The organism is Lacticaseibacillus camelliae DSM 22697 = JCM 13995 (assembly GCF_001436615.1).
In the GTDB taxonomy this organism is placed as follows: domain Bacteria; phylum Bacillota; class Bacilli; order Lactobacillales; family Lactobacillaceae; genus Lacticaseibacillus; species Lacticaseibacillus camelliae.
Genome location: NZ_AYZJ01000020.1, coordinates 37,710 through 50,940, shown reverse-complemented (window position 1 = coordinate 50,940; position 13,231 = coordinate 37,710). Strand labels below are relative to the sequence as shown.

At 59.3% G+C, this 13,231-nt stretch carries 14 protein-coding genes, 1 tRNA gene and 1 pseudogene; 6 read left to right on the top strand and 10 right to left on the bottom strand.

Annotated features, from left to right (window positions below; translation table 11 throughout):
* Positions 1 to 237: 237 nt before the first annotated feature.
* A tRNA-Gly gene (locus FC75_RS03710) sits at positions 238 to 308 on the bottom strand.
* Between the two features lie 164 nt (positions 309 to 472).
* On the opposite strand from FC75_RS03710, the gene FC75_RS03705 reads away from it, so the two are divergent.
* From FC75_RS03705 to FC75_RS03695, 3 genes are all read left to right on the top strand, one after another.
* On the top strand, positions 473 to 874 hold the full coding sequence (locus FC75_RS03705) for a hypothetical protein (RefSeq protein ID WP_054666327.1): 402 nt from the start codon (positions 473 to 475) through the stop codon (positions 872 to 874).
* On the top strand, positions 871 to 1,068 hold the full coding sequence (locus FC75_RS03700; protein WP_054666323.1) for a hypothetical protein: 198 nt from the start codon (positions 871 to 873) through the stop codon (positions 1,066 to 1,068). Before FC75_RS03705 ends, FC75_RS03700 begins: the two co-directional genes overlap by 4 nt.
* A gap of 100 nt (positions 1,069 to 1,168) precedes the next feature.
* The gene (locus FC75_RS03695) at positions 1,169 to 2,107 is read left to right on the top strand and encodes a dihydroorotate oxidase (protein WP_056989155.1); all 939 of its coding nucleotides are present in this window, start codon (positions 1,169 to 1,171) and stop codon (positions 2,105 to 2,107) included.
* Between the two features lie 61 nt (positions 2,108 to 2,168).
* On the opposite strand, the gene sdaAA is transcribed toward FC75_RS03695, so the two are convergent.
* From sdaAA to FC75_RS03670, 5 genes are all read right to left on the bottom strand, one after another.
* Positions 2,169 to 3,035 carry an L-serine ammonia-lyase, iron-sulfur-dependent, subunit alpha gene (gene sdaAA, locus FC75_RS03690; protein ID WP_056989154.1) on the bottom strand — a complete coding sequence of 289 codons (867 nt, stop codon included), beginning with the start codon at positions 3,033 to 3,035 and terminating at the stop codon, positions 2,169 to 2,171.
* A 9-nt stretch (positions 3,036 to 3,044) separates the two neighbouring features.
* On the bottom strand, positions 3,045 to 3,713 hold the full coding sequence (gene sdaAB, locus FC75_RS03685; RefSeq protein ID WP_054666258.1) for an L-serine ammonia-lyase, iron-sulfur-dependent subunit beta: 669 nt from the start codon (positions 3,711 to 3,713) through the stop codon (positions 3,045 to 3,047).
* A 93-nt stretch (positions 3,714 to 3,806) separates the two neighbouring features.
* A complete protein-coding gene (locus FC75_RS03680; protein WP_056989153.1) occupies positions 3,807 to 4,493 on the bottom strand; it encodes an adaptor protein MecA in 687 nt (228 codons plus the stop codon).
* 152 nt (positions 4,494 to 4,645) lie between these two features.
* On the bottom strand, positions 4,646 to 5,044 hold the full coding sequence (gene spxA / locus FC75_RS03675) for a transcriptional regulator SpxA (protein ID WP_054666261.1): 399 nt from the start codon (positions 5,042 to 5,044) through the stop codon (positions 4,646 to 4,648).
* Between the two features lie 236 nt (positions 5,045 to 5,280).
* Positions 5,281 to 6,039, bottom strand: coding sequence for an MBL fold metallo-hydrolase (locus tag FC75_RS03670; protein ID WP_054666264.1), 759 nt, complete (start codon positions 6,037 to 6,039; stop codon positions 5,281 to 5,283).
* A 56-nt stretch (positions 6,040 to 6,095) separates the two neighbouring features.
* Between FC75_RS03670 and FC75_RS03665 the strand changes: the two genes are divergently transcribed.
* Positions 6,096 to 6,635 carry an antibiotic biosynthesis monooxygenase gene (locus FC75_RS03665; protein ID WP_054666266.1) on the top strand — a complete coding sequence of 180 codons (540 nt, stop codon included), beginning with the start codon at positions 6,096 to 6,098 and terminating at the stop codon, positions 6,633 to 6,635.
* On the opposite strand, the gene FC75_RS13170 is transcribed toward FC75_RS03665, so the two are convergent.
* Both FC75_RS13170 and FC75_RS12975 read right to left on the bottom strand, forming a co-directional pair.
* Positions 6,632 to 8,494, bottom strand: coding sequence for an FtsX-like permease family protein (locus FC75_RS13170; protein WP_338033672.1), 1,863 nt, complete (start codon positions 8,492 to 8,494; stop codon positions 6,632 to 6,634). The two genes, FC75_RS03665 and FC75_RS13170, sit on opposite strands and share 4 nt — an antisense overlap.
* Before the next feature lie 150 nt (positions 8,495 to 8,644).
* A pseudogene (locus FC75_RS12975) lies at positions 8,645 to 9,388 on the bottom strand (ABC transporter ATP-binding protein); the annotation flags it as partial.
* Between the two features lie 135 nt (positions 9,389 to 9,523).
* Between FC75_RS12975 and FC75_RS03655 the strand changes: the two are divergent.
* Positions 9,524 to 10,198 carry a response regulator transcription factor gene (locus tag FC75_RS03655; protein ID WP_056989152.1) on the top strand — a complete coding sequence of 225 codons (675 nt, stop codon included), beginning with the start codon at positions 9,524 to 9,526 and terminating at the stop codon, positions 10,196 to 10,198.
* A gap of 1 nt (position 10,199) precedes the next feature.
* The gene (locus FC75_RS03650) at positions 10,200 to 11,258 is read left to right on the top strand and encodes a sensor histidine kinase (RefSeq protein WP_054666345.1); all 1,059 of its coding nucleotides are present in this window, start codon (positions 10,200 to 10,202) and stop codon (positions 11,256 to 11,258) included.
* Between the two features lie 40 nt (positions 11,259 to 11,298).
* Here the strand turns inward: FC75_RS03650 and nrdG are convergent, their stop codons facing one another.
* Together nrdG and purD are read right to left on the bottom strand one after the other, a co-directional pair.
* Positions 11,299 to 11,877: an anaerobic ribonucleoside-triphosphate reductase activating protein gene (gene nrdG / locus FC75_RS03645; RefSeq protein WP_056989151.1), complete on the bottom strand. Its 579-nt coding sequence runs from the start codon at positions 11,875 to 11,877 to the stop codon at positions 11,299 to 11,301.
* 115 nt (positions 11,878 to 11,992) lie between these two features.
* A complete protein-coding gene (purD, locus tag FC75_RS03640) occupies positions 11,993 to 13,228 on the bottom strand; it encodes a phosphoribosylamine--glycine ligase (RefSeq protein ID WP_056989150.1) in 1,236 nt (411 codons plus the stop codon).
* Between the last annotated feature and the right edge of the window lie 3 nt (positions 13,229 to 13,231).

The window sequence follows — 13,231 nt, the reverse complement described above, 5'->3', positions numbered from 1 at the left end:
CTATTCCTTTCTGCGAGAAAAAACTCGTCTCCTTCAAATGATTTCTTGAAAGAGACGAGTTCCCCCGCGGTACCACTCTTGTTGACAAAATGTCCACTCATTATTCACTTCGGACTCGGCCGCGCGCTGGCAGGGCCGTGAGCTGCTCACACCACCCGCAGCTTCACTGAACACGGCGCCTTGCCTTCTTCGGCTTCTTCACCCAATAAAAAACTGGCACCATTGGCACCAGGATCAAGCGGTTGACGAGAATCGAACTCGCGACGTCAGCTTGGGAAGCTGAAGTTTTACCACTAAACTACAACCGCAACACAGAAATTATTATAACGGGCCCAGGCTCGGTTTGCAAGCGGTCGAGCAATTTTTCTAGTTGCCGCCGGCCAAGAATAATAAGATGAGAAATTCATATATTATTGCCACCCTTTTTAATCGTGTTATAATAATAGCGAAGAATTTGAGAGGATGCGATGTTATGGTCAAGGCGACCCGCCGCTACTTCTTTGCGGCCCGCAACGAAAAAACGCCTGACGGATACGTGATTCAGTTTGTTAACATGCCGGACCTGACGGCTAAGGGCACCACTTATCAAGAAACCGTCTACTACGCCTACCGCGTACTGGCCAACTTTTTGCTGGGCCTGCCGAAAAAATCCGCGCCTTTATCAGCCTACACGCTGACCTCTTTGCCCGATGACGAGCCTGACCCGAACGTGTTTTACTCACTGGTGTCCGCAACGGAGGACTTCGATCCGCATAAAATGGAGATGCACTTCACGCTGCCCCAGGCGCCGCCGGATGAGATCCGGCGCATGGCCGGCCAGCTGGCCCACCTCACCACCTATCACCAGAAACGCCAAAAGGATCCCACGGCATGAGTACCGGTCGCGTCAGCCCGTTGGGCACAGTTTTGGCCTGGCTCTTTTTGCTCAGCCTTGCCGTGTTTGTGCTCAGCTTGATTGGCTGGCTGATCACCATGCTGCGGGGCCGTGACCCGCAGCTGCCACGCCGGGTCTGCCTCATCGCGGCCGCGCTTGCCATGGCCAGTTTGGCCATCAATTCCGCTTTGTGACCTCAAAGTCTGCTTTGAGGCTTTTTTGCGTAGGCAAACCGCCGCAGATGTGATTTAATAGGCAGGATGACGTGACACTGGATTCAAAGGAGTGATCATTTTGGCTAGTTTGAAAACCACCCTAGGCGACTACCGGTTCGACAATGTGTTCATGAACGCCAGCGGTGTGCATTGCGAAACCGCCGCCGAGCTGGACGAAGTGGCTGCTAGTCCCGCCGGCACCCTGGTCACCAAAACCGGCACGCTGCAGCCGCGGTCGGGCAATCCCGAACCGCGCTTTGCGGTGCTGGAATTGGGTACCATCAACTCCATGGGGCTGCCTAACCAAGGCGTCGATTACTACCTTGCTTACGCCGAGCAGTTTCAGGCGCAGCACCCAGAGCAGCCCATTTTTCTCTCCGTGGCCGGCATGCAGCCTTCAGACTTCCCGGTCCTTGCGCAAAAGATTCAGGATTCCGGCTTCACCGGGCTGACCGAATTTAACCTGAGCTGCCCGAACGTCCCGGGCAAGCCGCAAATCGCCTACGATCTGGCCACCACCGCGGAGATTCTCACCGCCATTTTCACGGCCTTCAAGAAGCCCGCCGGCGTCAAGCTGCCGCCTTACTTTGACCTGGCCCAGTTTGACCAGGTGGCCGCGATTCTCAACCGCTATCCCCTGACCTTTATTAATTCAATCAACAGCCGAGGCAACGGCTTGTGGATCGATCCGGAAACCGACACCACCACGATCCGGCCTAAAGGCGGGTTTGGCGGCATCGGTGGCCAGTACGCCAAACCAGTCGCCTTGGCCAATGTGCGCGCCTTTCGCCAGCGCCTGCGCGCGGACATCGGCATTATCGGCACCGGCGGCGTGACCACCGGCCGCGACGCCTACGAGCTGATCCTGTGCGGCGCCAACCTGGTTTCACTGGGCAGCGTCCTGGCCACGGAAGGCGTTGGCGCGTTTTCACGATTGACCACCGAGCTGAAAGCCGAAATGGCCAAAAAAGGGTACAGCAGGGTTGACGAGTTCCGCGGCCAGTTGAACACTTTGTAACCAGAAACCCAAAATGAGGCAAAGCCACTTTGATTTGGCTTTGCCTCATTTTTTCATGGTGCTAGTCTCCGAAAATGCGTTTTTGAATGTGCCGCCCGGTTGGCGTGGCCGCCAGCCCGCCTTCCGCGGTTTCGCGAAAGGCACTGGGCATTTGCTTGCCCACGGCGTCCATGGCGGCGATCACCTCGTCTGGCGGGATCACCGACCGCATGCCGGCCAGCGCCATGTCCGCAGACGTTAAGGCCTGCGCGGCGCCCATCGCGTTGCGCTTGACGCAAGGCACCTCGACCAGCCCGGCGACCGGATCGCACACCAGCCCCATCAGGTTGGCGATGGAAATGGCGGCCGCCTGGGCGGCCTGATCGGCATCGCCGCCGCGCGCCTGGACCAGCGCCGCGGCGGCCATCGCGGAGGCACTGCCGACTTCCGCCTGACAGCCGCCTTCCGCGCCGGCGATGCCTGCATTGTTGGCGATCACCAGCCCGAAGGCCCCAGCGGTGAACAGGAAATCGACCTGCTGCTCCCGCGTCAGGTGAAACGGCTCGCGCACCGCCATCAGCGTCCCTGCGACGACCCCGGCGCTGCCGGCGGTGGGGGTGGCACAGATCAGGCCCATTTTGGCGTTGACCTCGTTCACGGCGACCGCGTTGCGCACCGCGGCCAGCGCAATGGGCCCGAGGTAACTGGTGCCAGCATCGAGGTACTGATCCAAGCGCTTGGCATCGCCCCCGGTCAGCCCGGTCACCGACTTGACCCCGGCAATGCCTTGGGCAATCGAGTCCGCCATCACATCCAGATTGCGGGCCATGAGCGACCGGATCGCTGGCTCGCTGCGGCCGGTATTTTGAGCCTCGGTCGCCACCATCAGCGCAGCCACGCTCGGGTAGTCCTGGGCCTGCTTCACAAGTTCCTTGATTGAATAAAACATGGCGTCCTCCTACTCGAAATACGTGGCGTTGTCGACGTTTGGCAGAGCCTTCAGCTTAGCGACCAGGTCGGGCCGGCGCTCGTCGCACTCCATGATCATAATGGCCTTTTCGCCCTTGGCCTCCCGCGTGACGGTCATCGTGCCAATGTTGACGCCGTTTTCACTCATCAGGTCGGTCGCCCTGGCGATCATCCCCGGCACGTCCTGGTGGACCGTGATGAAGGTCGGGGTCCCCATGCTCAGCGACAACTTGAAGCCGTTGATTTCCGAGATCTGAATGTTCCCGCCGCCGATCGAGACGCCGGTCACGGTCATCGCCCGGGCCCCTTTTTGAAGCGCGATCTTCGCTGTGTTGGGGTGGTCGACCTTATCGCTTTTCGGCACAAATGTGACCTTGATGCCACGCTCGTGCGCGATCTTCAGCGAATCCGGCAGGCGCGCGTCGTCCGGGCCCATGCCAAGCAACCCACCAACCAGCGCGATATCAGTGCCGTGGCCGCGATAGGTCTTGGCAAAGGACTCGTACAAGTAAATATCCACCCGGTCCGGTTCATCGCCAAAAATCTCCCGCACGACCTTACCGATGCGCGCGGCGCCGGCGGTGTGCGAAGAGCTTGGGCCCACCATCACGGGCCCGATGATGTCGAACACACTGTTAAACCGCAATTCTTTTGCCATGATCAGACTCCTTTTGTTCCTATCGAACCACGCCCACCGCCGCGGGTCAAGCGCAGGCAACAAAAAAGCGGCGCCGCAACGCCGCTGAAGTCATTATTTTTTGAAATAGTAGCGACCAGTTTCCAGCGCACTGGTCGGCATGAGCAGCTTGCCGTACTCGGCAAGCACGTCGGCCGACAAGCTGACGCGCGCGCCGTATTCCAAGGCCAGCGCCGTTTGATCGGCGATTTCGCCGCTGGACGCTTTGTTCGCGTAGAAAGTCAGCACGAGGTAGTAGTCATCGTTGTACGAGTACAGATCGGAGCTGGCGCCTTCAAGCCGCAGCTCCTGGGCTAGCGCGATGAAGTCTTCAAAGCTTTGAAGCTTAAGAACAACCTCGGTTTTGTCCGCCTGGCCGCCGTCAATGAAGCTGCCTTCGTCGCTGGCCTCGTCGCTGCCATCCGGCTCGTCAAAGGCGTTCAGCTGCTGGCGAATAAAATCGGGCACGCCGTTTTCATCCGTCTGCGGCCCTTCTTGGCTGTCATCGCCACCTTCGTCTTCGTCCTGGTTGCGCGAGATCAGGAGTTCCAGGCCACTTTGGCTCGGCATCACCTGAAAGGTCACGCCGCCTTCACTGGCGAAGGTGTGATCCTTATCGACCTCATCGAGAATACTATAGAAGAAGGTTTCGATCTGCTTGTGGTTGCCGAGCAGGTCCAGCACTGTGATCCCGCGTTCGGCTAAATCATCGTTGCCGAGCAGGACGCGGATGGTATTTGCGTTAAGTCGTTCCATTTCCATGATGGCTGCACCTCACTTTGCCTTTGAATCTCAGTATATCAGATTCTCACTGACACGGCATTCTACGCTAAAAAAGTAAGGAATGCAAATGCGGCGCCCCCACCTTCTGCGCCCAGCAAAAAGGCACGATTCGCGGGAATCATGCCAAAAGGTCAAAACCCTGCCAGCAGCTGGGCTTGCTGCAGCTCCAGAGCCCGCACGGACCGCGGTAAAAACCGCCTGATATCATCTTCATTGTAGCCGACCTGCAGGCGCTTATCATCCATGATGATCGGCCGGCGGATCAGCGCCGGATACTTGGCAATCAAAGCGACCAATTCGTTCATTGAGATTGCGTCAAGGTCGATGCCCAGCTCCTGGAAAATATTGGACCGCAGCGAAATGATCTCCTCGGTCCCTTTTTCGGTCATGCTGAGCACATGCTTGATTTCATCGATACTCAGCGGATCCGCAAAGATGTTTCGTTCCACGAACGGAATGTTATTTTCCTGTAACCAGGCGCGGGCTTTGCGACATGAAGTGCAACTTGGCGAAACATACAAATATACCATCGTGCTCGCTCCTTCTATCGTTGCGTGACTGCGTTTTCCTGACAAGCTAATTATAACTAAAGTGGATATAGAAAAACAATCACGCTTCAAAAATAAAATTTTGCTTTAGCGCGCGCACTAATTGTGATATAAGTAACAAGTATTCGTTCCGCAGTGCGAAATGCCGTCAGTCGGTCTTTTGTTCGCCGCCATGAATCGTTGACCGGGTGAACATCAGTACGATTAAATTTTAAACGTTATTTTTGCGCAAATAATTTGTCCCCATCAATAATCCGATTGTCGCTGGCCAAAATGACCGGAATCTGGCCCGCATTCGCCTGGGCCTGCGCCTTCAGCTCAGTCAGGGAGACTTCCTGCGGCAGGTGCGTCAGCAGCAGTTCGCGGACCTGCGCCGAAGTGGCCAGCGCCCCGGCCTGCGGTGCAGTCAGGTGCCACAAAGGCGCTGGGTGGTCAGCCAAGAAGTTGGTGTCCGCCATCAGCAGGTCGGCGCCCTGAGCAAACGGCGCCAAAGCGGCAAACGCCCGCGTGTCGCTGGTGTCCACGAAGACCTCCCCAGTCGTGGTTTCTTCGATGCGCACGGCAAACGCCGGCACCGGATGCTGCGTCTCCAGGAAAGTCAGGTGCAGCGGCCCCAGGTCGAGCACGGAATCACCGCTGTACCCCATGCCTTTGGTAAACGGGCCAAACGTCAGCGCCGCAAAGTTCAGCGGATCCTTCGTGTGCCCGTAAATGGGGAGCGGATCGGCCTTCTTCGCCCCACTGTGCAGCTGGTAGTAATACTGCAGCACGCCGACGTCGGCCGCGTGATCGTGGTGGTAATGCGTCAGCAGCACCGCGTCCAGCGTAAACGGATCGGTCACTTTTTCCAGCGCCAAAAGCGCCCCGGAGCCGCAGTCCAAAAGCAGCTTGTAGCCGCCGCTTTCGATCAGGTAGCTGGAAGTGCCAACACCGTTGTCCGGGTACCCACCGTAATATCCCAGAATCGTCAATTTCATCAAATCATTCCTTTCCGATAAGTAAGCGCTATACTAACTGTATTGGGGGTAATGGAATGACACACACAATGCAATTAGTACTCGGCAGTAAAACTTACATGCAGATGATCGTCAAGCGGGCGACCACACCGGTCAGGCTGCTGAAGGACGCGGAAAAAGACCGTGACTTTGCCACCCTGGATCTGACTGGGGAAATCGCATTCGTCGCGCCGCTGCGCGGGACCATCCTGGCCCATTATGGCACAGTTCCGCAAACCGGGTACGTCTACATGATGTACTTCAAGCTCACCGATGAGGAAGCCCCTGTCTTCGAGAAACAGGCGCAAGCGTTGGTCGCTGAGGCCGATCGCCTAGAGGGCTGCAGCGCCATGGTCCTGATGCGCACCGACAACCCACAGCGCGAATACTTACTACTGTCGGCTTGGGCCGACAAGTTGGCCGTTTTCACCGCCAAAAACACGCCGCTGTTTGCTCCGGTAATGGCCTTCACCAAGCGCGCGCAGGAAAGCTTCGGCTACCACCAAGCCTTTTATACCATCGTGGACCCTTACCATCCGGACCACGCCATCAAGCCAGAGGCCGTCGAGGAAAACTAAGGCCGCTCGGTCAGCTTGACGGTCAGGATCCCAAACGCCAGGTACACTAGCACGTACAGCATGATAATCGCGATCACGAGCAGCACTCCGGGATCATTCAAGAACATGCTCAGGTAGTGGATGATCAGGCCAGAGTTCACCGCGCCAAACACCAGCGGCAGCGCAAACACCATGCCGGTTTGGGCACTGGCGACCCGCCGCTCAGTGGGGCGCGGCATCCCCAGCTGACGCAGCACCGTGCGCGCCTGGTGGTCCTCTGCGGCCAGCATCAGTTGCTTGATCAGCAAAATGCTGGCGGTGGCCACGATGAAGACCACCCCCAGGATGATCACAATGAACAGCGCCATGCCGAATACTACGTTCATTTCGGCCATCAGCGGCGCCTTGAACTGCACAGCACGGCGGGAGAAGTCGGTTGCCCCGGCGACCTTCTTCACCCGCGGTGCTTTTTTGCCGGCCAAAACCGCCGCGCTGCCGCTGACGTAATCCTCACTAACCGCCCCGTCGAGCCGCTTGACCGCGGCGTTCGCAGCTGGCGTGTGGTGCAGCGTGTAGCCCGTCAGCGAATCCAGCAGTGCATGCAGGTCAGCGTATGCGCGATCCGGCACCACTAACGCCCGGTCAAAATAGCCGTCATCCCCCAGCGGAAACGCACCGGTCACGCGGGTCACGGCAAACCGTTCCCGCGTGCGCGTCAAAGTCAGGGACCAGTGCTGCCGTTTGCCCAGCCAGGTGTGCCGATACAGCGTCCGGCCGAACAAAATCATGGCGGCCTGCCCTGACTGAAGCGAAAGCTTGGGCAGCGTGGGCTGCATTCGGCGGATTCGCGCGTAGTCACTCAAAGCAAGCACGTTGTAAATGGTTTCGTCGCCGTCACCGGTGCCGTGGGTCGGCTCATTTAACCGCCCCGCCGCCAGCTTGGTTGGGAGCACAGCGGAACGTTTGATTGCCTGCGGTTTAAACTTGCCAAACGTACTTTTCACGCCGGTGCTTGAGGCCACCATGTCCAGGGCCACACTACGGGTCACCGAGCGTTGGCCAAACTGGTACAGCATCGCCCCACTGCCCAGCACTGTGATGGTAACCGTCGCCAGCACCGTCGTGAGAAACAGCGAGTGCACATTGCGCAGCAGGCGCTTGTTTAAGTTCGTGACGGTCAGCAGGCGCGTGGCGTCCTGCCGGACCCACGGGCGGCGCTGAAGCCAATTCATGAAGGCCGGAAGCGAGAATTTGAACACGAGGTACAGGCTGACGATGCCGATGACCGGCACCGCAAACAATGTCCAAACGCCGCCCCCCTGATAACGCTGGGCCATCGCGTAAGTCAGGTGAACCAGATTGAACGCCGCCAGATAGCTGCTGGCCAGCAGCGCGGCGCCGAGCCAGGCCAAGACCGCGTGCCACCCGCTGGCCTGAAACCGGCGGACGCGAGCCGGAGCGCTTGCGGCTGTCGTCATGGTCACATTGCCCGCGTAGATGGCATTGATGAGCCCGAGCACGGCGTACACCACCAAAAACAGCAGGGTCAACTCCGCCGCCGCCCGCGGCGCCCACAGCAGCCCAACGACGCGGTGAACCCCCATTATCCGCAGCAGCATCATTGCCAGAAACTTCGAAAATCCCCAGCCGCCGCCAATGCCCAGAACAATCGCGCCGGTGCCCAAAATCAAGGACTCCCCCAAAAGCCCCAGGCCAATGCGGGAGACTGGCATGCCCAACCGGCGGTACAAACGCAGGTTAGACGTGCGGCGTTCAATCAAGATTGAATTCATGTACAGCAAGAAAACGATCGCAAACAGCAGGATCACGACCAGCACGCCGACGAGCAGTGCCGGCACGGCCGCGGTCACATCGTTCATTGCCACCGTGCGCGCCAGCAGAGCGTCATCTTGGATCAGGGCCAGCATCGCGTACAGCATCGCAATCATGAGCGCCGCCATCAGCACATACAACCGGTTGACGGTCCGGTGGCGCCGCAAACTAGTGCGGATCAAGCGGCCCACGGCGATCCCCCCATTGATAGTGGCTTCCATGTCGATAATGCTGTTGAAAAAGGCCTGCCGGCTGGAGTGCCGCGTCACTTCGGCGAAATACGCGCCATCGCGAATAAAGATGATCCGGTTGCAAAAACTGGCGGTGAAGGCATCGTGAGTCACCATCATGATTGTCACGTCTTCCTCCAGGTTAAGTTTGGCCAGGTACTGCAACAGTTCAGTCGCCGCCATGGAATCCAGACTGCCGGTCGGCTCGTCGGCCAGAATCAGGTCGGGGTGGCCGATCATCGCGCGGGCCGCGGCGACCCGCTGGCGCTGGCCCAAGCTGAGCTGCTCCGGGTACCGCTTCAGCAGGGGCACCAGCCCGAGCATTTTGGCAAACCGCATTAACCGCTGGTCCAGGTCCTTGGGCACCGGCGGTACAAAGGTCTGCGGCAGCGTGATGTTATCGGCGACGGTCAGGTCTGGCACCAAGTTGAACGCCTGAAAAATAAACCCCAGGTCTTCGCGGCGGTATTTGGCCGCCTCACTGTCGCCCAGCCGGGTCAGCTCGCGCCCGGCCACCGTCAGCGTGCCGGAAGTGGGCTGGTCGATCGTCGCAATCATGTTGAGCAGCGTCGATTTGCCGGCGCCGCTGGGCCCCATGATGCCGACGAACTCCCCGGCCTCGATGTGAAAGCTGAGGTCATTGAGCGCAGTCACCCGGTTCAGCCGATGCCCGTATACTTTGGTTAAATGTGCCACGTCGACCACACGCATGCGCGCGCCTCCCTGTCTCTTTTTGTCCATGATACCAGAAACCAGGCGGCGCAGACGGTCACCTTTCGATACTGTTAGGCGCTTGTGCAGCCGCGCGCAAACCGCTACCATACAATTAAGAATGGAGGCCACGACATGTTCAAAATCATGATTGTAGAAGACGACCGCACCATCGCCGACCTGATCGCGGAGGCGTTAAACAAGTGGGAGTTTCAGGCGAGCACGGTGACGGATTTCAACCGCGTGTTCGACCAATTTCAGGCGACGCGCCCCGACTTGGTCCTGCTGGACATCAACCTGCCCGTCCGCGACGGCTACTACTGGGTGCAAAAGATCCGCGACGCCTCGCAGGTGCCCGTCATTTTCATTTCCAGTCGCAACACCAACATGGACATGGTGATGGCGATGAACCTCGGCGCCGATGATTTTGTGGAAAAACCATTCGCCATGGAGGTGCTGATCGCCAAAATTAACGCCCTGCTGCGGCGCACTTACAACTATCAGGACGCCGGAAGCGCATCCCTCACCGTCAACGGGCTGACCCTCGACTTCAAAACCGGCATGGCCTACGTCAACGACCAGGAGATCAACTTGTCCAAAAACGAGTACAAGCTGCTGCAGCTGCTGATGCGGGCACACGGCAGCGTCATCAGCCGCTCGCGCCTGCTCAAGGACCTGTGGACCGATGAGCGCTTTGTCGACGACAACACGCTGACCGTCAATATCAACCGCCTGCGCAAGAAAATCGAGGCGGCCGGACTGCCCGATTATATTCAGACCAAGGTCGGCCAAGGGTACATGGTGAAGTAGCATGACACTTAAAGCATACTTGCACGACCACTTGGCCGCCATCGCCTGGTTTTTCATCGGCCTGGCCCTGCTGTGCTTCGGGCTGTGGCTCGACCCGGGCCAGCGTGTGCGCTGGGATACCCTGCTGTACATCGCCGTGCTGGTCACCGGACTGGCCGCCGCGCTGCTGGCGTGGCACTACACCCGCACCAAGAAGTGGGTCAAGGCGTTCACCGATCGCCAAAGCGCTGGGGCCGAGGCGCTGGACTGGCCGCTGAACCCGGCCAGCAGTCACGAGCACGCGGCAATCAGCGAGGCGTACAACCACGTCTTGCGCGAGCACCGGCAGGCCCAATCGGAGCTGATCGCCCGCCAGCAGGACCAAAAAGCGTTCATCGACTCCTGGGTCCACGAGATCAAGGTGCCGCTGGCCGCCGCCGGGCTCCTCCAGGACAGCCTGGACGGGCAGGCACCGGAAAAGCCGCTGGACGACTTGGCGCTGCAGCTGGACAAGATCAACTTTTACGTCGAGCAAGTGCTGTACTACTCGCGCCTCGACAGTTTTTCCAAGGACTACCTGCTGCGTGAGTACGACTTGAAGCCCTTGGTCGACGGCGTCATCGTCGACCAGCGCAACAGCTTCATCGACCGGCGCATCAGTTTCACCTTAAACGGTCATTCACTGACCGTCGTCACGGATGAAAAGTGGCTGCGCTTCATCCTGGGTCAGCTGGTGTCCAACGCCCTGAAGTACACGGCGCCTGGGGGCAAGATCACCGCGACCATTCAAGACGCCAAAACCGAGGCCACGCTGACCATTGCGGATACCGGTATCGGCATCCCCCAAGACGAGCTGCACCGCGTCTTTGAAAAAGGCTTCACCGGCACCAATGGCCGCAACGCGAACCAGCGCTCGACTGGCCTGGGGTTGTACCTGGCGGATCAACTGAGCCAAAAACTCGGCCATCACCTGACCATCAGGTCGACTGTTGGCAAGGGCACGGCCGTGACGATCCATTTTCCCCACCTCAGCTTTTACGGGGAAAGCGGCGCGACCTTGACCAAACCGGATTTGAAGTAGGCAAAAGCCCGCGGAAAATTTTTCCCGCGGGCTTTTTGTGCTACCTGACCAAGTTTTTCCAAATTTTGACTGAACCGGCTTCAAGCGAGGCCGGCACGTCGATGATGCGCTGGTTGGAGCTGCCCCGAAACTGCAGCGTCAGGTCCTTCTTGGCCTCAAGGAAGCGGCCGTCGACCAGAATGTCAAGCATCTTCAGCAGCTCAAGCTTGTCGTCGGACTCCTTCATCAGCTCGTCCCAGGTGTACCCGGTCCAGCTCCAGATGTCCTTGGTGTGGCCGAACTCCTGGCGGACTCGCCGGCACAACCGCAGGCAGACCTGCGTGTTCAAGAATGGCTCGCCGCCCAGCAGCGTCAGGCCCTGCACGTAGCTCTGGCTGAGGTCCGTGATGATGCGATCCTCCAGCTCCTGCGTGTACGGCGTGCCGTAATGGAAGTTCTGCGCCACCTTGTTGTAGCAGCCTGGACAGTTAAAGCGGCACCCGGACACGTAAATGCTGCACCGCACCCCTTCACCGTCGACAAACACGAACGGTTTGTAGCTGGCCACGTACTGCAGCGACAGGTCGGACGCGAGCCACTCCTTGGGTTTTGGATTATTCGGCAATCTTGTTTGGGCCATGTTGCTCACTCCATTTCATAGGTTCAATGCTACCACAGCCAACCCCCAAGATATAGTACCCAAGCACAAAAAAAGTGTGCATTCGCCATGGATGTGGTGGTTGCACACTTTTTGGTTAATGCAGACCCTTGGCCCCGATGTCGCTGCGCGTCGCCAGGTCGCCTTGCAGCGGCTGCATGCGTGCATACGCCTGATGCTGGGCCTCGACCAGGCCCTTGCCTGCACCAATCACGGCAAAAATGCGGCCGCCAGCGCTGACGTAATTGCCGTCTCCTTTTGCCACCCCTGCCGGCACCCAGTAATGGCGCTGCGCCGCGTCGGGCACGACCAGCGGATAGGCCCGGCCGGCGTGCGGGTAAGCGGGATCCACCGCCACGACGGCACAGTAAGTTTGGCCGTCTAGTGCCAGCTTTTCGGCCGTGCCGGCCAGCAGATCAAGCGTGAGCTGGTAAAAGTCATTTTGCACCTGTGGCAGCAGCACCTGGGTCTCCGGATCGCCGAAGCGCAAGTTGTATTCAAGGATCTTGGGTCCGGTGCTGGTGAACATTAAGCCCACGTAAAGCACCCCGCAGCCCGTCAGGCCGTCCGCGGCCATACCGGCGAGCGTTTGGTCGACTAGGTCGCAAGCGGCCTGCTGCTGGGCCTGGCCGAACTGCGGCGTCGGGCTGTAAGCCCCCATGCCGCCAGTGTTCGGACCCGAATCCCCGTCAAAGCGCCGCTTGTGGTCCTGGGCCAGCGGAAAAATCACGCGAGCCTGACCGTTAAACATGGCAAGCACCGAGGCCTCTTCGCCTTGCAGATATTCCTCCAGCAACACTGGGGCCGCCGCGTCAGCCGCGTACAGCGCGGCAATGGCGGTTTGCGCCGCCGCTAGCGTTTGCGCCACGGTGACACCCTTGCCTGCCGCCAGGCCGTCCGCCTTGATCACGATGGGCGCGCCGAAGCGGTTCAGTGCGGCCGTGGCCTCTTGCAGCGAGTGGACGGTCAGGGCCTGCGCGGTGGGCAAGTGGTGCCGCGCCATGAACGCCTTGGCAAACGTTTTGCTGCTTTCCAGTTGCGCCAGGGCCTTGGTCGGCCCGAACACCGGCAGTCCGGCCGCCTCGAACGCATCCACCACGCCGCCCGCCAGCGGCTGCTCGGGCCCGACAAACGTCAAGGCAACGTGATCTTTGGCAAAGGCAATGAGCGCCTCGGTTTCAGCCTCATCGATTGCCACCGGCGTCAGCCCAATCAGTGCCATGCCGGCGTTGCCCGGCGCCACAAACACCTGCCCCACTTGCGGCGAGCGCAGAAACGCCCGCCCGAGCGCACTTTCTCGGCCGCCTTGGCCGATCACCAACACATTGACCATCAC

What these genes read in the sequence shown, in the direction of transcription:
- FC75_RS03705 (WP_054666327.1), top strand. Translation starts at nt 473, where the DNA reads ATGGTCAAGGCGACCCGCCGCTACTTCTTTGCGGCCCGCAACGAAAAA.
- FC75_RS03700 (WP_054666323.1), top strand. Translation starts at nt 871, where the DNA reads ATGAGTACCGGTCGCGTCAGCCCGTTGGGCACAGTTTTGGCCTGGCTC.
- sdaAA (WP_056989154.1), bottom strand. Translation starts at nt 3,035, where the DNA reads ATGTTTTATTCAATCAAGGAACTTGTGAAGCAGGCCCAGGACTACCCG.
- sdaAB (WP_054666258.1), bottom strand. Translation starts at nt 3,713, where the DNA reads ATGGCAAAAGAATTGCGGTTTAACAGTGTGTTCGACATCATCGGGCCC.
- FC75_RS03680 (WP_056989153.1), bottom strand. Translation starts at nt 4,493, where the DNA reads ATGGAAATGGAACGACTTAACGCAAATACCATCCGCGTCCTGCTCGGC.
- spxA (WP_054666261.1), bottom strand. Translation starts at nt 5,044, where the DNA reads ATGGTATATTTGTATGTTTCGCCAAGTTGCACTTCATGTCGCAAAGCC.
- FC75_RS03670 (WP_054666264.1), bottom strand. Translation starts at nt 6,039, where the DNA reads ATGAAATTGACGATTCTGGGATATTACGGTGGGTACCCGGACAACGGT.
- FC75_RS03665 (WP_054666266.1), top strand. Translation starts at nt 6,096, where the DNA reads ATGACACACACAATGCAATTAGTACTCGGCAGTAAAACTTACATGCAG.
- FC75_RS13170 (WP_338033672.1), bottom strand. Translation starts at nt 8,494, where the DNA reads ATGAACGATGTGACCGCGGCCGTGCCGGCACTGCTCGTCGGCGTGCTG.
- FC75_RS03655 (WP_056989152.1), top strand. Translation starts at nt 9,524, where the DNA reads ATGTTCAAAATCATGATTGTAGAAGACGACCGCACCATCGCCGACCTG.
- FC75_RS03650 (WP_054666345.1), top strand. Translation starts at nt 10,200, where the DNA reads ATGACACTTAAAGCATACTTGCACGACCACTTGGCCGCCATCGCCTGG.
- nrdG (WP_056989151.1), bottom strand. Translation starts at nt 11,877, where the DNA reads ATGGCCCAAACAAGATTGCCGAATAATCCAAAACCCAAGGAGTGGCTC.
- purD (WP_056989150.1), bottom strand. Translation starts at nt 13,228, where the DNA reads ATGGTCAATGTGTTGGTGATCGGCCAAGGCGGCCGAGAAAGTGCGCTC.